Origin of the sequence: Atlantibacter sp. RC6 (assembly GCF_014193285.1) — a bacterium.
Classification (GTDB): Bacteria; Pseudomonadota; Gammaproteobacteria; order Enterobacterales; family Enterobacteriaceae; genus Atlantibacter.
The window spans coordinates 445,095-463,614 of the sequence record NZ_JACHZE010000001.1; the positions used below are offsets into that span (position 1 = coordinate 445,095).

Consider the following 18,520-nt stretch of genomic DNA (forward strand, 5'->3'; position numbering starts at 1 on the left):
GCCCTTATTATATTATGGCATCGCCGGCGGGGTGATGCCGAAATGCTGCCAGGCGCGCACCGTCGCCATACGGCCACGCGGCGTGCGTTGTAAAAAGCCCTGCTGGATCAGGAAGGGTTCCAGCACATCTTCGATGGTTTCCCGCTCTTCGCCAATCGCTGCCGCCAGGTTATCCAGCCCCACCGGCCCACCAAAGAACTTATCAATAATCGCCAGCAGCAGCTTGCGGTCCATATAGTCAAAGCCTTCGGCGTCAACGTTAAGCATATCCAGCGCCTGGGACGCCACGTCCTGGGAAATCACGCCGTTATGGCGCACTTCGGCGAAGTCCCGCACCCGGCGCAGCAGGCGGTTGGCGATACGCGGCGTACCGCGCGCGCGTCGCGCCACTTCCAGCGCCCCTTCGTCGCTCATATCCAGCCCCATATGCTGGGCGCTACGATTAACGATATGCTGCAAATCCGCCACCTGATAAAACTCCAGCCGCTGGACGATGCCGAAACGGTCGCGCAGCGGTGAAGTCAGGGATCCGGCGCGGGTGGTCGCGCCAATCAGGGTAAAAGGCGGGAGATCGATTTTGATGGAGCGGGCCGCCGGGCCTTCGCCAATCATGATATCCAGCTGATAATCTTCCATCGCCGGATACAGCACCTCTTCCACCACGGGCGACAGACGGTGGATCTCGTCAATAAACAGCACGTCGTGCGGTTCAAGGTTGGTGAGCATGGCGGCGAGATCGCCCGCTTTTTCCAGCACCGGGCCGGAGGTGGTGCGCAGATTAACGCCCAGCTCATTCGCGACGATACCGGCCAGCGTGGTTTTACCTAACCCCGGCGGGCCGAAAATCAGCAAATGGTCCAGCGCATCGCCGCGCAGCCTGGCCGCCTGGATAAAGATTTCCATCTGCGAACGCACCTGCGGCTGGCCGATATACTCTTCCAGCAGCTTCGGGCGGATGGCCCGGTCTATGATCTCTTCCTGGGTTATGTTCGCAGCGGAAACCAGGCGGTCTGCTTCTATCATCCGTTACCTCACAATGCCGCGCGTAATGCTTCGCGAATAAGGGTTTCGCTGTCCGCATCAGGACGCGCCAGTTTGCTCACCATACGGCTCGCTTCCTGCGGTTTATAACCCAACGCCACCAGCGCGGCAACGGCTTCTGCTTCAGCGTCGTCTTTGGCCGGGCTGGCAGGCGACGTAAGCACCAGATCGGCAGCCGGGGTAAACAGGTCGCCATGCAGGCCTTTAAAGCGGTCTTTCATTTCCACCACCAGGCGCTCGGCGGTTTTCTTGCCGATACCCGGCAGTTTCACCAGTGCGGCGGGCTCTTCACGCTCAACGGCGTTGACGAACTGCTGGGCCGACATACCGGACAGGATCGCCAGCGCCAGTTTCGGGCCGACGCCGTTCACTTTGATTAATTCGCGAAACAGGGTACGTTCCTGCTTATTATTAAAGCCGAACAGTAGCTGCGCGTCTTCGCGCACCACAAAATGGGTGAACACCACCGCTTCCTGGCCCGTTTCCGGGAGCTCATAAAAGCAGGTCATCGGCATATGCACTTCATAACCGACACCGCCCGCTTCCAGAAGTACCAGCGGGGGTTGTTTTTCCAGAACGATGCCTCTGAGTCTGCCTATCACAATACGCTCCTGCGGTTAGCGGCTAAAAATGTTTCCTGACGTTCACGCGAGGTGTGCGTGAGATGTGCGTGAGGAAGATAAGGCTATCATATAAAAAAGGCTGGATAGATATCCAGCCTGATTTATCTTAACCGCCCTCTTGCCAGATTAAGCCGCGACTCGCTCATCTGGGTCGCGTTCTGGCTGATGTGGCAATGGGTGATGGCGATGGCCAGCGCATCCGCCGCATCCGCCTGCGGATTGGCGGGCAGTTTCAGCAGGGTGCGCACCATATGTTGCACCTGGCTTTTTTCCGCGCTGCCGATGCCCACCACCGTCTGCTTAACCTGACGGGCGGCGTATTCAAACACCGGCAGATCATGATTGACCGCCGCGACAATCGCCACGCCGCGCGCCTGGCCGAGCTTGAGCGCCGAATCGGCGTTTTTCGCCATAAAGACCTGCTCGATGGCGAAATAGTCCGGCTGGAACTGGGTAATGATTTCGCAAACCCCCGCGTAGATTAATTTCAGCCGCGAGGGTAAATCGTCCACTTTGGTACGGATACAGCCGCTCCCCATATAGGTAAGCTGCCTGCCGACCTGGCGGATTACGCCATAGCCGGTAACGCGCGACCCCGGATCAATACCGAGAATAATGGCCATCACGCGCCTCCGGTTTGACTACTGCAATAATCACAACGTTGCGGCGACTTCGTCGGAGATCTCACCGTTATGGTAAACCTCCTGCACATCATCGCAGTCTTCCAGCATGTCGATCAGACGCAGCAGCTTCGGCGCGGTTTCCGCGTCCATATCGGCTTTGGTAGACGGGATCATGGAGACTTCGGCGTTGTCGGCTTTCAGGCCGGCGGCTTCCAGCGCATCGCGCACCGCGCCCATCTCTTCCCACGCGGTATAAACGTCAATCGCGCCGTCATCGAAGGTCACGACGTCTTCAGCACCGGCTTCCAGCGCCGCTTCCATGATCACGTCTTCATCGCCCGCTTCGAAAGAGATCACCCCTTTCTTACTGAACAGATAGGCGACAGAACCGTCAGTGCCCAAATTGCCGCCGCATTTGCTGAAAGCGTGGCGCACTTCCGCCACGGTGCGGTTACGGTTGTCGGACAGGCATTCCACCATGACCGCCGTACCGCCAGGGCCGTAACCTTCATAAATGATGGTTTCCATGTTCGCGTCTTCATCACCGCCCACGCCGCGCGCGATGGCACGGTTCAGGGTGTCGCGGGTCATGTTGTTCGACAGCGCTTTATCAATCGCCGCGCGCAGACGCGGGTTGGAGCCCGCATCGCCGCCGCCTAAACGCGCCGCGGTAACCAGCTCGCGAATAATTTTGGTGAAAATCTTACCGCGTTTGGCATCCTGTGCCGCTTTGCGGTGTTTGGTGTTGGCCCATTTACTGTGACCTGCCATAAATATTTCCTCAAAGAGCGCGCCTTCTCAGGCTGCGTTAATTACAAATTCTTCAATCGCTTGCCGGTTGCTCCACGATTTGGTGAGCGCGGCGGCTTGCGCAGCATCCACCCAGCGGTAGGTTAAGTGTTCGGTAAACACAATCTCCCGCTCGCTCGGCAGCTCCAGACAAAACCAGGATTCGGTATTGCGCATAATTCCCGGCGCGTAGCGATGACGTAAATGACTAAAAATTTCAAACTCCACCGTGCGTTGACAGTCCATCAAGGTCAGTTGCTCAGCGGCAACGTCAATCGAGACCTCTTCCTTTACTTCACGCGCGGCGGCCTGCGGCGCGGTTTCCCCCTCTTCCAGGCTGCCGGTCACCGACTGCCAAAAATCCGGGTCATCGCGCCGCTGCAACATCAGCACCCGCTTCGTATCTCTCGCATAAATTACCACCAGGACAGAAACGGGACGCTTAAAGGCCATATCAGTTTTTCTCTTCCTTCTTCACGACCGCGATACCCAGCTCTTCCAGCGCGGCCTGGTTGGCGAAGCTTGGCGCTTCGGTCATCAGACACGCCGCCGCGGTGGTTTTCGGGAAGGCGATAACATCGCGAATATTGTCGGTGCCGGTGAGCAGCATGGTCAGGCGATCCAGACCAAATGCCAGCCCCGCGTGCGGCGGGGTGCCGAATTTCAGGGCATCGAGCAGGAAGCCGAATTTCTCGCGCTGTTCCTGTTCGTTAATGCCCAGGATGCCGAACACGGTCTGCTGCATTTCGCCACTGTAGATACGCACGGAGCCGCCGCCCACTTCGTAACCGTTGATCACCATATCGTAGGCGTTCGCCACGGCATTTTCCGGCGCGGCTTTCAGCTCGGCGGCGGTCATGTCTTTTGGTGAAGTAAACGGGTGGTGCATCGCGGTCAGGCCGCCTTCGCCGTCTTCCTCAAACATCGGGAAGTCGATGACCCACAGCGGCGCCCAGGCGTTTTCGTCGGTGATTTTCAGATCTTTGCCCAGCTTCAGGCGCAGCGCGCCCAGCGCGTCGGAGACGACTTTTTTGTTGTCTGCGCCGAAGAAAATCATGTCGCCATCCTGGGCTGCGGTGCGCTCAAGGATAGCGTTGATGATGTCAGCGTTAAGGAATTTGGCAATCGGGCTGTTAATACCGTCAAGACCGGCGCTACGCTGGTTAACTTTAATGTACGCCAGGCCTTTCGCGCCATAGATGGTCACGAATTTGCCGTATTCGTCGATCTGCTTACGGGTCAGCTCGGCGCCGCCCGGTACGCGCAGGGCAGCCACGCGGCCTTTAGCGTCGTTGGCCGGGCCAGCGAAGACGCTGAATTCGACGTCTTTCACCAGATCGGCCACGTCCACCAGCTCCATCGGGTTACGCAGGTCCGGCTTATCGGAACCATAGCGGCGCTCGGCTTCGGCGAAAGTCATCACCGGGAACGAACCCAGGTCCACGCCTTTCACGTCCAGCCACAGATCGTGAACCAGCTGTTCCATCACTTCACGCACCTGCGGCGCGGTCATGAATGAGGTTTCCACATCGATCTGGGTAAATTCCGGCTGGCGATCGGCGCGCAGGTCTTCGTCGCGGAAGCACTTCACAATCTGATAGTAACGGTCAAAGCCGGACATCATCAGCAGCTGTTTAAACAGCTGAGGCGATTGCGGCAGCGCGTAGAATTTGCCTTTATGAACGCGAGACGGCACCAGGTAGTCGCGCGCGCCTTCCGGCGTGGCTTTGGTGAGCATCGGGGTTTCGATATCAAGGAAACCGTGGTCATCCATAAAGCGGCGCACGAAGCTGGTGATTTTCGCACGGGTTTTCAGGCGCTGAGCCATTTCCGGGCGACGCAGATCCAGGTAGCGGTACTTAAGACGCGCTTCTTCGGTGTTCACCTGGTTGGAGTCCAGCGGCAGCGGCTCGGCGCGGTTGATGATGACCAAATCTGAGGCCAACACTTCGATTTCGCCAGTCGCCATCTCGCGATTGACGTTCTTGTCATCGCGGGCACGCACCGTGCCGGTAACCTGAATACAGAACTCATTACGCAGTTCAGAGGCCAGCTTCAACGCATCCGCGCGGTCAGGATCGAAAAATACCTGCACGATGCCTTCACGGTCACGCATGTCGATAAAAATAAGGCTACCGAGATCGCGACGACGGTTAACCCAACCACACAGCGTCACTTCTTGTCCCACATGGGACTTATTGAGCTGCCCGCAATATTCTGTACGCATGAGATATCCCTTAATTTTGCCGCAGGCCGTTTGTCACCTGCCCCGCAGGCACCACTGTCGCAGCTTTACACTGGATGAAAAAAGGCGGCTATTATACTGGAATTTCCGCACTACGATAAGCCCGAACCCGTCTGGTCGCGCGATTGCTATGCGCCGAACGGTCGATTCTCACAAAAATTAACAAAATTTGCCGCCCGATCCGCCGTCAGGTGCAGGTAAGGTAACGAAAATTTCCCATAATGAAGAGATGACTATGCTGACGTTAAACCCCGCCGCCACCGCCTTAGTGATAATCGATTTGCAGGAAGGGATTCTGCCGTTCGCCGGTGGCCCGCACAGCGCCGACGAGGTGGTTGCCCGCAGCGCGCGGCTGGCGGAGCATTTTCGTGCCAACGGCGCGCCGGTGGTGATGGTGCGCGTGGGCTGGTCGCCCAACTTCGCCGACGCGCTGAAACAACCGGTGGATGCCGCCGCCCCTGCCCAGGCGCTGCCGCAGGAATGGTGGCACTATCCGGTGGCGCTGGGTAAGCGCGACAGCGATATTGAAGTGATCAAACGCCAGTGGGGCGCCTTTTACGGCACCGATCTCGAGTTGCAGCTGCGCCGCCGTGGTATCGACACTATCGTGCTGTGCGGGATTTCCACCAATATCGGCGTGGAATCCACTGCCCGCAACGCCTGGGAGCTTGGCTTCTCTCTGATACTGGCGGAAGACGCCTGTAGCGCGGCCAGCGCCGAGCAGCATCAGAACAGTTTCACTCATATTTTCCCGCGCATCGCCCGCGTGCGTTCGGTGGAGGAGATTATCGCCGCCCTATGATCTATATTGGCCTGCCGCAGTGGTCGCATCCCAAATGGGGGCGGCTCGGAATCAGTACCCTGGAGGATTACGCCCGCCATTTCAACTGCGTGGAGGGCAACACCACGCTGTACGCGCTGCCGAAAGCCGAGATTGTCGAACGCTGGTACGCCCAGACTACTGACGAATTCCGCTTCTGTTTTAAATTTCCGGCGACCATTTCTCACCAGGCCGCGCTGCGCCAGTGCGAGGATCTCAAACAGGAGTTTTTCACCCGCTTAGCGCCACTCGCCGGGCGCATCGGCCAGTACTGGCTACAGCTTCCGGCGGCGTTTGGCCCGCAGGATTTGCCGGTGCTGTGGGCGTTTCTCGACGGGCTGCCCGGCGAATTCACCTACGGCGTGGAGGTGCGCCATCCGGCGTTTTTCGCCAAGGGCGACGCGGAGCAGGCGCTCAATCGCGGCCTGCATCAGCGGGGGGTTAACCGGGTAATGTTAGACAGCCGTCCGGTACATTCGGCGATCCCCACCACCCAGGAAATTATCGACGCCCAACGCAAAAAACCTAAGGTGCCGGTGCATGCGCTGGTGACGGCAGGAAATCCGATGGTACGGTTTATCGGCAGTGATGATATGACGCGTAACGCCGAGTTTTTCGAGGTGTGGCTCGGCAAACTCGCCGACTGGCAGCACACCACTACGCCGTACCTGTTTTTGCATACGCCGGATATCGCTCAGGCGCCGGAGCTGGTGCACACCCTGTGGCCGAAAATGCAGGGCGCGTTTAGCGGTATAGGACGCGAGCCCGCTATCCCCCATCAAAACTCACTCCTTTAGACGGTGGAGAGTTCCCATTACTCCAGGCTATGATACGTAAAGCCATTATTGGTTCTAAAGGGAGTTTGTATGGTCAGCGCGCTATATGCCGTGTTGGGAGCCTTGTTACTGCTGAAGTTTTCTCTGGACGTGGTGCGCATGCGCATGCAATACCGCGTTTCTTACGGCGATGGCGGCTTTAGTGAACTGCAAAGCGTGATCCGTATTCACGGCAACGCGGTGGAAAATATCCCCGTGGCGCTGCTACTGCTGCTGTTTATGGAAATGAACGGCGCGGAGACCTGGATGGTGCACGTCTGCGGCATTTTGATGATCATCGGACGCCTGCTGCACTACTACGGCTACCACCACCGGCTGATTCGCTGGCGGCGCTCCGGGGCCAGCGCCACCTGGGTTTCGATGTTGCTGATGGTGCTGGCTAACGTCTGGTATATGCCGTGGGAGTTGGTTTTCTCGATTCATTAGCGCAAAATACGCGCCTTTCGTTATTCCCGGAATTTTTGTATGTCTGACCGCGACACCCTTTTCTCTGCGCCGGTAGCTAAACTCGGCGACTGGACCTTTGATGAACGCGTGGCTGAAGTCTTCCCCGACATGATCCAGCGTTCGGTCCCTGGCTATTCAAACATTATCTCGATGATCGGTATGCTGGCAGGCCGCTTCGTGAAGCCGAATACTCAGGTTTACGATTTGGGCTGTTCGCTGGGCGCGGCGACGCTGTCGGTACGCCGCAATATTAGCCACGATGGCTGCCAGATTATCGCCGTCGACAACTCCGCCGCCATGGTAGAGCGCTGCCGCCGCCATATCGACGCCTTTAAAGCCCAGACGCCGGTACAGGTGGTCGAGGACGATATCCAGAATATCGCCATCGAGAACGCCTCAATGGTGGTGCTTAACTTCACTCTCCAGTTCCTCAATCCCACGGATCGCCAGACGCTGCTGAATAAAATCTATCAGGGGCTGATCCCCGGCGGCGCGCTGGTGCTGTCGGAAAAATTCAGTTTTGAAGACAGCGAAGTGGGCGACTTGTTGTTCAACATGCACCACGACTTTAAACGCGCCAACGGCTACAGCGAGCTGGAAATCAGCCAGAAGCGCAGCATGCTGGAAAACGTGATGCTTACCGATTCGGTGGAAACCCACAAAGCGCGCCTGCATCAGGCTGGTTTTGAACACTGCGAACTGTGGTTCCAGTGTTTTAACTTCGGCTCGCTGGTGGCCCTGAAGGCGGGTGGCAGCCATGATTGATTTCGGTAAATTTTACCAGCGCATCGCCTGCACCCCGCTGGCGCCGTGGCTGGAAACGTTGCCGGCGCAGATCGCCCAGTGGCAACGCGAGTCGCTGCACGGCCAGTTCAAGCTCTGGCACAGCAGCGTTGAGCATCTGCCGACGCTGACTCCGCATCATCTCGATCTGCTGCACAGCGTCACCGCAACGTCTGAACAGCCGCTTAGCGACGGGCAGCGCCAGCGTATCGAAACCCTGCTGCGCAATCTTATGCCGTGGCGCAAAGGGCCGTTTTCGCTGTATGGCGTGGATATTGATACCGAATGGCGTTCCGACTGGAAATGGGAGCGCGTGCTGCCGCACCTGTCGTCGCTGGAAGGCCGCACCATCCTCGACGTGGGCTGCGGCAGCGGCTATCACCTGTGGCGGATGATTGGCGCGGGCGCGCATCTGGCGGTGGGTATCGATCCGATGCAGTTGTTCCTGTGTCAGTTTGAAGCGGTACGCAAACTGCTGGGCGACGACCCGCGCGCGCATCTGCTGCCGCTGGGCATCGAGCAGCTCCCGGCGTTAAAGGCGTTCGATACCGTGTTCTCGATGGGCGTGCTGTATCACCGCCGTTCGCCGCTGGATCACCTGTGGCAGTTAAAAGATCAGCTGGTGTCTGAGGGCGAACTGGTGCTGGAAACCCTGGTGGTGGAAGGCGATGAACATACCGTGCTGGTGCCGGGCGATCGCTACGCACAGATGCGCAACGTCTACTTTATCCCGTCCGCGCTGGCGCTGAAAAACTGGCTGGAAAAGTGCGGGTTCGTCGATGTGCGCATTGTCGATCACTGCGTGACCTCGCTGGAAGAGCAGCGCCGCACCGACTGGATGACCACCGATTCGCTGGAGGCGTTCCTGTCGCCGGACGATCGTAGCAAAACCATTGAAGGCTACCCTGCCCCGCTGCGCGCCGTGTTGGTGGCCCGCAAGCCCTGATGCTCAGGCCGCCGGTTACCCGGCGGCCTGACTGTTACATCCCTGCGCCGACGCGTTTCAGGCGCGACGCCACTTTCTCCGCCGCCTTTTTACCGGCCAGGAAGGCGTGATCGGAATTGTAGTACTCCCACTCACTGTAGCGCCCTGCCAGGATAACGTCATATTTCAACAGCCACTGGCGCACTGTCTCGACGTTTGCCGCCCGCGCGTGATCATAAATCACGTAAGCATAAGGGATATCCACCAGGTTAGCGGTGAGCACTTCATCATCGGCATTGATCATGCCGACTTTGATGCACTCCTCAATGCAGCGGTCGATCAGTGCCTGGCCGTCCACCGGCAGCGGCACATCCTGAGAATAGGTAATTTCGCAGGTCAGGCCGCAGCCACCCGGCGGATTACAGTACGGGCTGGCGTTACCCTGCACGAAGATGCGGTGGAAAATGGTCTCTTCCGGGTAATAAACCCAGTGTTTCTCGGTAAGATCGCTACGGCCTATACCCAGATTGACGCAGCGCACCGAGGTATGGCGCAACCCGCTGGCGGCGCTGAGCACCTCTGCGGGCACGTCGCCTTCCAGCATCTTGACCAGTACCGGCAGCGGCATGGTGCTGATCAACTGCTCATATCGGTAACGCCGACCGTCGGCCAGCACCGCGATATGCTCGCGCGGCAAAAGTTTGATGATCTTAGCGTTGGTTTCCAGCTTGCCCTTCAGCAGCGGCAGGAACCCGGACATCAGCGCCTGGAATCCGCCGCGCAGTGGGTAGCCAAAGCGGGCATTCGGGCCGACGGGTTTGGTGCTGGGCGCCAGCGCGCCATCGATGATCTGCCCGATATCCGGCAGCGGCACCCGTCCGCCCAGCCAGGAGGTCTCCATTTCTGATAACGGCACTTTCCATAATTTCTGGTTGTAGGGAACGGCGAAATACTTAGCAATACCGGCACCCCAGGTCTGATAGATAAACTGTTCGAAGTTGGCGGCGCGTTTATCCCGCGCAGTGAGTGTGCAATCGCCCTGCGGCACGGCCCCGTCGCCGCAGCAGTCTTCCATCTTCAGCGCAGGCGCATTTGCCGGTTGCAGGCGGTTAGCGGCGTGGTATTGCGCCTCCACCGCGCCAAGAATGCACTCTTTGATCACCGGGGCGGGCAATCCGTACAGCGCCCCCTGGAACGGGTAGCGGGTATAGGTGTTCTGGCTATACACCCAGGCTTCACGATCCTGCCAGTGCAGATTGTCTTTTAACAGCAGTTCATACATTTCCAGCACGTAGGGATCGGCGGAAAAAATAATGTGGCCCGCGTAATCGAAGGTGAAGCCCTTGTCTTCCACCGAGCGGCACCAGCCGCCCACAGTGGCGTTTTTCTCCAGCAACACCGCTTCATTACCGATATGCAGCGCGGCGCTCAGGCCGGTGGGTCCCGCGCCGAGGATCAGGCAGCGGGCAAAGTGCGCATCCTGTTTAGTGGTGCCCGGAATACGGCTGACCACCGGCGCGGCGGCTGTGAGGCGTGCTTCCACCGGCGTGTCGGCGCGGGATTCAGATGCCCGTAAAGCGTCGGCCATCAGTTTATGCATGGCATCCACCGTTGAATCCCAGGAGGTGGCGTTAATTACCGATTTCATCCGCTGCGCCTGGTCCTGGCGTTGGTGTTCGCTGAGCGCCAGCGCCTGCTGGCAGCCGCGGATAAACGCCTGCTGGTCATCCGCCACGAAAACAATATCGCCATACGGCACTTTCACGTCGGTAATGGCGGTACTGACGACAGGCAGCGACGCCGCCATGTACTCCAGCACTTTGGTTGGGCTGATATAGCGGGTCGAAGCATTGAGGGCGAACGGCATTAAACAGACGTCCCAGCCGGCTAAAAACTGCGGCAGCGCCTGATAGGGCTGCTGGCCGAAATAGTGGATATTGGCGCGCTGCGGCAGGCTGGCGGGGTCGATTTTCACCACCGGCCCGACCATCACGATTTGCCACGCTGGATTCGCATCCGCCAGCGCGGCAATCAGCCCGCAATCAATACGCTCGTCGATAACCCCGTAATAGCCGAGCCGGGGATGCGGTATTTCATCCTGTAGCGGATGAGCGTTTTGCCGATCCAGCGCCTGCTCGAAATGCACGGCGTCGACGCTGCTGGGGAAGCACCAGACGTTGTCATGGCGATGCTGCTTCGCCGCATACAGGCTTGGCCCGCCGGTAAACACCAGGTCGGCGCGGGTTAACAGCGCCGATTCGCGCTGCAACAGCTGGCGCGGCGCGTTTTTAAAGGCCGAGAGTTCATCCATGCAGTCGTAGATCATCAGCGTCGGATGAAAGGGTTCCGCCAGCGGCAGCGCCATAGGGGTGTAAAACCAGATCATCGGTTCGGGAAATTCACTGCTAAGAGTGGTCATGAGCGGCTGTAACTGCGCGATTTGCTCATCGTGGAAACCCGGCGCATGCACGGGGCTGTGGGGACGAATAACGGTGACGTTCGGCGCGGGCGTGGCGCGGTGTAATCCCGCCGCGCCCTCTTCAAAAACCGGTTCTTCAATAAATACCACAGGATAATGTTGCGCGAGGCGCGTTAATAAATGCTGCGGTCGTTGCCAGACAAAATCCCAACGTAAATGACTAAAAACAATAAGCGTCTTTGTATTCACTGTTTGCCCCTTACCAGACTGTCGCAAGCGATGCTGGCCCTGAAAATGTGCAAGAGAACGTTGCGCGCGACGTAGTGCGTGCGCGTAGGGGAAATCTATTTTTCGCAATAGCGGATCGGCGCCCTCATGCTGCGGTTCCCACAAACCGCTGCGATGCCAGACCCCGGCATCTTCCCAGTCGGGTCGATCGAGGATCGGATAAACGCAGATGCCGCGAATATCCGCTCCCGCCAGCTGCGCCTGCGCGACTTCCGTTGCGATGTGATTTATCCAGGCTCCGCGCCCGCTGCCGACATGGCTGGTTTCCGCCAGCAGCAACGGTCGCCGGTATCGCTGATGCAGTTCTGCAAGCATTTCAAAAAGCGGCTTGCGCCGCGTATCACCTAAATGCCAGGGCAGAGGTTGCCGGTTATCAACCTGCCACTGATTGTTGTGGTAATAATTCGCGCCAATGATATCGAGGTAGCGCGGCGCGCCGCCCAGTTCCGGCGCTTCTTTGCCACACAGCATGTCCCAGGCCTGATACTGGGCGTGGGTCTCTGCGACGGCGAGCCGTTGCGACTCCTCATCCTGCGGGTTCGCCAGCAGATGAATAATCGGATCGCAGTGTAAAATTCGCGCCCGGCTGTCGGCCTGCCAGATAGCATCGCAGGCGGCGATGGCGGCGCGCACCAGTTGCCGTTTACAGGCGTGGCCGGTCTCCTCTCCCGGCGGCTCCGCCGAGGGGATAAAGCCCACCGACAGCGCCCAACTGGTAAACGAAATCTCATTAACGGGCGAATACACCGGCGCATCGCGATACCAGGGTTTAAGAAAACGCGCCAGCGCGCCGCAAAACTGGGCAAAGCGCGGCACGAACTCGTCGTCCAGGATAGAAAGCTCCGTTGGCCAGCCGTAATGGCAAAGGGTCCAGCTCACCTGGATGTGGTGCTCACGGGCGGCGATCATGCGCTTCGCCACCGATGAGAAATCGTACTGGCCCTGACTATCCGCCAGCCGCCAGCCCACGCTTTCGCGAACCGTGGCAACATCAAAGCGCTTAAGCCTGCCGTAATCCTCCGCCGCGCGCTCCAGGTGACCGGTGGCCTCATTCATTGAAAGCGGCACGCCCAGCCGGTTGATATGATCGGCACCCTCATAACCCGCCTGCCAGAAACTGCTGAACAGCACCATCTCCCTCTCTTAACAGCCGAAAGCTGCTTGCGTAAGGAATCGTGGGAGGGTTATCTCAGGGTGTCGGGTCGACATGGGCTATAAAAAGGCATAGCCATCCTGCACCTTGAGATAAGGCTCAATGAAAATAAATTAACGAAGAAAAATAATCGCCAGAGCGCAAACAATTATTAGACGATATTTCCGCCCGGTGTTTAATTCTGGCTCATGCTTTAACATAACGCCAATCCAGACCACAAAATAAATGAAAAGTGGATTGATTTTCATGTTTTATGCGTCAGGTTTAAGCGAAACAAAAAATGCAGCCAGAGCAGTAACTCACACAAAATATTTCGCAACTGAAATATTTATTATAAACCAAATCTCGAAGGATAAGCTTAATTAACAGGGGATTAAACGTATTCTTCTCACAAAAGATTTTTGCGCTGGGTTTGAGATATTAATATTTAGATTTTATTTGAATTAATTAGTTACCTTTTGGCAATACATTTACGTAGCGAAAACACCGATTTTCGCCCTACGACTCGGTAAATTTTATGGAAGATTCAATGCCGATATAAAATATATCCCGCTTAAGCGAAGCGCAATAAGGATCGCCAGTATCAATTCGACAAAAATAACGCCCTCGGCATTTTTCTTATTAACACGTTAATTTCACACTCAATTTAATGAACGCCTGATGCGGCATCTTTTTGTGCCGTTGCGCTTACCGGCATAAAAAAAGCCCCAGCAAAATGCCGGGGCCTGGTACGAGCAAACATCATATTGGGCGACATGATGTGCGGTAAAAAAACGGTTCACATTACGAGGCGGTTGCCAGTGCCGCTTTCATGGCGGCGACGGCTTCACCGTCCACGCAATAGCGGGAATATTCATCGGCGTCTGCATCGGCAGACATCGAGACTCCCGGATTGCGGTAACGCATGGCGGACGGGACTTGTTTGCCCGCCGAGCTGTGAAGCTCTTTCACGCCCTGCGCAATAAATTTGTCCAGATTGCTAAGCCGAACGCCAGCACCAGCCATAATGATTGGAGCATCGGAGTGTGCGATTAGTTCCGCAATTTTTGAAATACCTTTTTCGGCGCTCGCCTGCTGGCCCGACGTCAGCACCCGCGCTACGCCTAACGCTCGCAAATTATCCATCGCGATGAACGGGTTAGCGCACATATCAAATGCCCGATGAAAGGTCACCGCCATGCCCCGGGCGGCCGCCATGATTTGGCGCATTCTCGGCATATCCACTTCGCCATCCTCAGTGAGGATGCCCGTCACCAGTCCGGGATAACCTAAATCGCGGATTAGCGCGATATCCTCGAGCATGATGGCGAACTCGCTGGCGCTGTAACAAAAGTCGCCACCGCGTGGACGTACAATAGGATGCACCGGTATCGAAACCTGGGCGCGAACCGCCTTTAAGGTGCCCGCCGAGGGCGTGAGACCGCCTTCCGCCGGCGCGCTGCATAACTCGATACGATCCGCTCCGGCGGATTGGGCCGTTACTGCGCACTCCAGCGAATAACAGCAAATTTCCAGTAAAGCCATTGAATCCCCTAAGAACTGTGAAAACCGTTGTGTCATCCTTGCCGAATGCTAGTCTGAAGGAACCGATAAATCAGGGCAACGTATCATGGCATTCAATTTCAACCAACAATCGGACCGCCGTCACAGCGATAGCGTCAAATGGAATAAATACGCTGAAAACGTGTTGCCGATGTGGGTCGCGGATATGGATTTTCCCACCGCGCCCTGCGTGATTGAGGCGCTTCAGCAGCGAGTGGCGCACGGGATCTTCGGCTATGGAACGGCGCCTGATGAACTCTGGCGCGTGGTGATTGCCCATCTGAAGGCGCGTTATCAATGGGACGTGAAACCTGAATGGCTGATCCCGCTGCCCGGCGTGGTGAGTGGGCTTAACCTGGCGGTGCGGGCGTTCACCGAATCGCATCAGCGCTCGCTGGCGCCCTCACCTATTTATCCGCCGTTTTATAAAGCCGCGCTGCTGGCTGGCCGCCAGCAGCAGGCGATCCCGCTACGGCTTGCCGACGGGCGTTGGGTCATGGATATGGCGGCTGCGCAGGCCAGCCTGAAGGGCGACGAGAAACTGTTGATGCTGTGCAACCCGCAGAACCCTGGCGGCACGGTATACCGTCGCGAAGAGTTGCTGGAACAACTGGAATTCGCGGAACGTCACGATCTGATTGTCTGTTCCGATGAGATCCACGGTGAGCTGGTACTGGAGCCAGGCGTAGCGCATATTCCCTTTGCCAGCCTCGACGAGCGCGCGGCCCAACGCTCCGTGACCTTTATCTCGCCATCCAAGACCTGGAATATTGCCGGTCTGGGCGCATCGCTGGCGATTATTCCCAACCCCCAGTTGCGGCGGCGTTTCGAGGTGGCGCGTCAGGGCATTGTTCCGGCAGTGGATGTGCTGGCGATCACCGCCGCGACCGCCGCCTGGCGCGACGGCGAGCCGTGGCGGCTTGCGCTGATCGATCATCTGCGTAAACAGCGCGACAAGTTGTGCGCAGCGGTGAATGACCTGCCGGGGCTTTGCGTGTCGCCGCCGGAGGCGACCTATCTGGCGTGGGTCGATGCCAGCGGGATGGGCCAGGAGGATCCGTGGCGTTATTTTCTGCGCCACGGGCTGGCGTTTTCGCCGGGCAAAGATTTTGGCGACGATCGATTTGTACGCATCAACTTTGCCTGTAGCGACGCCACACTGGATGAAGCGATAGCGCGGCTTCAGCGCGCCGTCGCCGCGCGGTAAGCTACTCCCGCTCGCTGGCTACGATGGCCTCAATCGACCAGGGATGGAATTTGATGGTCACTGAGCCATCGGTCACGGCGAGCGTTGGGTTAGGCAACCGCTCGCGTTCGCCTTTCGGGGAGCTGGTTTTGACCGCAATCCCCTTCTGGCGCAATCCTTCATCGCTCAGCAGCGCTACGGCGCGAGCGTTAAGCGTTTCCGGCTCGCCCGGCAGCACGATTTCGATATGCTCCCAACCTTCATGCGGGTAGCGCTTCTCCCCCGGCCAGGGCAGTTCGACCACGCTGAATGCCCAGTGCGCCACTGTTACCGGCTGGGCGAGTTTAAACAGGCAGATGGGCCGTCCGTTGATGATATTTTCCGACAGCAGCGCAGCGCACTGCTCAAAACCCTTGCGCCAGCGTTCGGCGGTGGCGTTCTGGTGGCAGCGCAGGGAGATATGGTCGGCATCTAACGGCGCGATGTCGAGGCCCAGCCGCGCGGCCAGCCCGGTTAATGCGTCGGTAAAACGCGGCAAATCCGCCACGATATCCTGTAATTCTTCAATTGATTGCCAGTCTTGCATCTCGGTTCCCGGTTTTCGCTACATCGCCGTTAATCTACCCTGAAGCGGCTGTTCCACCAAGTTTTAACCGGCTTTTCACCCACACCGCGCCAGTGCTGACGCTGCAATCCAAATGCAGTATACTTCCGCCTTATTTTTCCATAGACATAACGCGGTTCCGCTGCGGGCTGCGTGTTTAACGTAAGGTATTCCGGTGAATATTCAGGCTCTTCTTTCCGATAAAGTCAGTCAGGCATTGATTGCCGCAGGCGCACCTGCCGATTGTGAACCTCAGGTTCGCCAGTCGGCCAAAGCACAGTTCGGCGACTATCAGGCTAATGGCGTGATGTCCGTTGCTAAAAAACTGGGCATGCCGCCGCGACAGTTAGCAGAGCTCGTACTGACCCATCTCGATCTCGCCGGGATTGCCAGTAAAGTTGAAATCGCCGGACCGGGTTTTATCAATATTTTCCTCGACCCGGCGTATCTGTCAGGACTTGTGGACAGCGCGGTGCTGAGTGAGCGTATCGGCGTGCCGAAAGCGGCGGCGCAAACTATCGTGGTGGACTATTCCGCGCCGAACGTGGCGAAAGAGATGCACGTTGGCCATTTGCGCTCCACCATCATTGGCGACGCGGCGGTACGCACCCTGGAATTCCTCGGCCATAACGTGATCCGCGCGAACCACGTGGGCGACTGGGGTACCCAGTTTGGGATGCTGATTGCGTATCTGGAGAAGCAGCAGAACGAAAACGCCGGGGAAATGGCGCTGGCGGATCTGGAAGGTTTCTACCGTGAAGCCAAAAAACACTACGACGAAGACGAAGCCTTCGCCGAACGCGCCCGTAACTACGTGGTGAAGCTGCAGGGCGGCGACGAGTACTGCCGTGAGATGTGGCGCAAGCTGGTCGATATCACCATGACCCAGAACCAGATCACCTATGAGCGCCTGAACGTGACCTTAACCCGCGACGATGTGATGGGTGAGAGCCTGTACAACCCGATGCTGGCGGGCATTGTTGCCGATCTGAAAGCCAAAGGGTTGGCAGTGGAAAGCGAAGGCGCGACGGTGGTATTCCTCGACGAGTACAAGAATAAAGAAGGCGAGCCGATGGGCGTGATCATCCAGAAAAAGGATGGCGGCTTCCTGTACACCACCACCGATATCGCCTGCGCCAAGTACCGTTATGAAACGCTGCATGCCGACCGCGTGCTGTATTACATCGATTCTCGTCAGCATCAGCACCTGATGCAGGCGTGGACTATCGTGCGCAAAGCGGGCTACGTACCGGATTCGGTACCGCTGGAGCACCATATGTTCGGCATGATGCTGGGCAAAGACGGCAAACCGTTCAAAACCCGCGCCGGCGGCACCGTGAAGTTGTCCGATCTGCTGGATGAAGCGCTGGAGCGCGCGCGTCGTCTGGTGGCGGAGAAGAACCCAGACATGCCTGCCGATGAACTGGAAACCCTGGCGAACGCCGTAGGGATTGGCGCGGTAAAATATGCCGATCTGTCGAAAAACCGCACCACCGATTACATTTTCGACTGGGACAATATGCTGGCGTTCGAAGGCAATACCGCGCCTTACATGCAGTATGCCTACACCCGCGTGCTGTCGATTTTCCGTAAAGCGGGCATTGAAGAGAGCATGCTTACCGCGCCGGTGAACATCACTGAAGAGCGAGAAGCGGCGCTGGCGGCGCGTCTGTTACAGTTCGAAGAGACGCTGACCACCGTGGCCCGCGAGGGTACGCCGCACGTGATGTGCGCCTATCTGTACGATGTGGCGGGTCTGTTCTCTGGTTTCTACGAGCACTGCCCGATCCTCACGGCGGAAACCGAAGGCGTGCGCCAAAGCCGCCTGAAGCTGGCTCTGCTGACGGCGAAAACGCTGAAGATTGGTCTTGAAACTCTGGGGATCGAGACCGTCGAACGGATGTAATCCAGCCTGACAGAAAGCGCGTCGAGTACGCGCTTTTTTATTGGGCACAGGCGGTTGGCGGGCATTTTTTATTCGCAACGGGTGAATATGTTCAAGCCTTAACCGAACGCGCGCGAAAGCATAAATTCCGCTTGACCGTTTTAGCCTGACTCCCTATAGTAGCGCCCCGTTGCACCACGCAGTGGGGCAGCAAAAACAATATGGTGAGGTGTCCGAGTGGCTGAAGGAGCACGCCTGGAAAGTGTGTATACGGCAACGTATCGGGGGTTCGAATCCCCCCCTCACCGCCA

16 protein-coding genes and 1 tRNA gene are annotated in these 18,520 nt (G+C 57.7%); 8 read left to right on the forward strand and 9 right to left on the reverse strand.

Annotation, left to right across the window (positions count from 1 at the left end; all coding sequences use genetic code 11):
- Window positions 1-12: 12 nt before the first annotated feature.
- The 6 genes from ruvB to aspS form a co-directional block, all read right to left on the reverse strand.
- Window positions 13-1,023 carry a Holliday junction branch migration DNA helicase RuvB gene (gene ruvB / locus FHW74_RS02285; protein WP_183168960.1) on the reverse strand — a complete coding sequence of 337 codons (1,011 nt, stop codon included), beginning with the start codon at window positions 1,021-1,023 and terminating at the stop codon, window positions 13-15.
- A gap of 8 nt (window positions 1,024-1,031) precedes the next feature.
- On the reverse strand, window positions 1,032-1,643 hold the full coding sequence (gene ruvA / locus FHW74_RS02290) for a Holliday junction branch migration protein RuvA (RefSeq protein ID WP_125291908.1): 612 nt from the start codon (window positions 1,641-1,643) through the stop codon (window positions 1,032-1,034).
- 122 nt (window positions 1,644-1,765) lie between these two features.
- Window positions 1,766-2,287 (reverse strand): crossover junction endodeoxyribonuclease RuvC, encoded by a 522-nt coding sequence (gene ruvC / locus FHW74_RS02295; RefSeq protein WP_183168961.1) that lies wholly within the window; start codon window positions 2,285-2,287, stop codon window positions 1,766-1,768.
- Window positions 2,288-2,317: 30 nt separating this feature from the next.
- Window positions 2,318-3,058, reverse strand: a complete 741-nt coding sequence (locus FHW74_RS02300) for a YebC/PmpR family DNA-binding transcriptional regulator (protein ID WP_183168962.1) — start codon at window positions 3,056-3,058, stop codon at window positions 2,318-2,320.
- Window positions 3,059-3,085: 27 nt separating this feature from the next.
- Entirely contained in the window at window positions 3,086-3,529 is a 444-nt protein-coding gene (nudB, locus tag FHW74_RS02305) for a dihydroneopterin triphosphate diphosphatase (RefSeq protein ID WP_183168963.1), read from the reverse strand.
- 1 nt (window position 3,530) lies between these two features.
- Window positions 3,531-5,303, reverse strand: a complete 1,773-nt coding sequence (aspS, locus tag FHW74_RS02310) for an aspartate--tRNA ligase (RefSeq protein WP_183168964.1) — start codon at window positions 5,301-5,303, stop codon at window positions 3,531-3,533.
- Window positions 5,304-5,556: 253 nt separating this feature from the next.
- Here aspS and FHW74_RS02315 point away from each other — a divergent pair, with 253 nt between their 5' ends.
- The 5 genes from FHW74_RS02315 to cmoB all read left to right on the forward strand — a co-directional run bounded on the left by FHW74_RS02315 (window position 5,557) and on the right by cmoB (window position 9,153).
- Entirely contained in the window at window positions 5,557-6,123 is a 567-nt protein-coding gene (locus tag FHW74_RS02315; RefSeq protein ID WP_183168965.1) for a hydrolase, read from the forward strand.
- Window positions 6,120-6,938, forward strand: coding sequence for a DUF72 domain-containing protein (locus tag FHW74_RS02320; RefSeq protein WP_183168966.1), 819 nt, complete (start codon window positions 6,120-6,122; stop codon window positions 6,936-6,938). Before FHW74_RS02315 ends, FHW74_RS02320 begins: the two co-directional genes overlap by 4 nt.
- Window positions 6,939-7,007: 69 nt before the next feature.
- Window positions 7,008-7,403 (forward strand): MAPEG family protein, encoded by a 396-nt coding sequence (locus FHW74_RS02325; RefSeq protein ID WP_125291902.1) that lies wholly within the window; start codon window positions 7,008-7,010, stop codon window positions 7,401-7,403.
- A 39-nt stretch (window positions 7,404-7,442) separates the two neighbouring features.
- Entirely contained in the window at window positions 7,443-8,189 is a 747-nt protein-coding gene (cmoA, locus tag FHW74_RS02330) for a carboxy-S-adenosyl-L-methionine synthase CmoA (RefSeq protein WP_183168967.1), read from the forward strand.
- A complete protein-coding gene (gene cmoB, locus FHW74_RS02335) occupies window positions 8,182-9,153 on the forward strand; it encodes a tRNA 5-methoxyuridine(34)/uridine 5-oxyacetic acid(34) synthase CmoB (RefSeq protein WP_183168968.1) in 972 nt (323 codons plus the stop codon). The genes cmoA and cmoB overlap by 8 nt, the downstream gene beginning before the upstream one ends.
- Before the next feature lie 34 nt (window positions 9,154-9,187).
- On the opposite strand, the gene FHW74_RS02340 is transcribed toward cmoB, so the two are convergent.
- Complete coding sequence (locus FHW74_RS02340; protein WP_183168969.1) at window positions 9,188-12,973, reverse strand: FAD-dependent oxidoreductase; 3,786 nt, start codon at window positions 12,971-12,973, stop codon at window positions 9,188-9,190.
- Between the two features lie 802 nt (window positions 12,974-13,775).
- On the reverse strand, window positions 13,776-14,516 hold the full coding sequence (cutC, locus tag FHW74_RS02345; protein ID WP_183168970.1) for a copper homeostasis protein CutC: 741 nt from the start codon (window positions 14,514-14,516) through the stop codon (window positions 13,776-13,778).
- An 85-nt stretch (window positions 14,517-14,601) separates the two neighbouring features.
- Here cutC and FHW74_RS02350 point away from each other — a divergent pair, with 85 nt between their 5' ends.
- Window positions 14,602-15,741 (forward strand): MalY/PatB family protein, encoded by a 1,140-nt coding sequence (locus FHW74_RS02350; protein WP_183168971.1) that lies wholly within the window; start codon window positions 14,602-14,604, stop codon window positions 15,739-15,741.
- A 1-nt stretch (window position 15,742) separates the two neighbouring features.
- On the opposite strand, the gene FHW74_RS02355 is transcribed toward FHW74_RS02350, so the two are convergent.
- A complete protein-coding gene (locus tag FHW74_RS02355) occupies window positions 15,743-16,306 on the reverse strand; it encodes a VOC family protein (protein WP_183168972.1) in 564 nt (187 codons plus the stop codon).
- Window positions 16,307-16,499: 193 nt separating this feature from the next.
- Between FHW74_RS02355 and argS the strand changes: the two genes are divergently transcribed.
- On the forward strand, window positions 16,500-18,230 hold the full coding sequence (gene argS, locus FHW74_RS02360) for an arginine--tRNA ligase (protein WP_183168973.1): 1,731 nt from the start codon (window positions 16,500-16,502) through the stop codon (window positions 18,228-18,230).
- 202 nt (window positions 18,231-18,432) lie between these two features.
- Window positions 18,433-18,520, forward strand: a tRNA-Ser gene (locus FHW74_RS02365).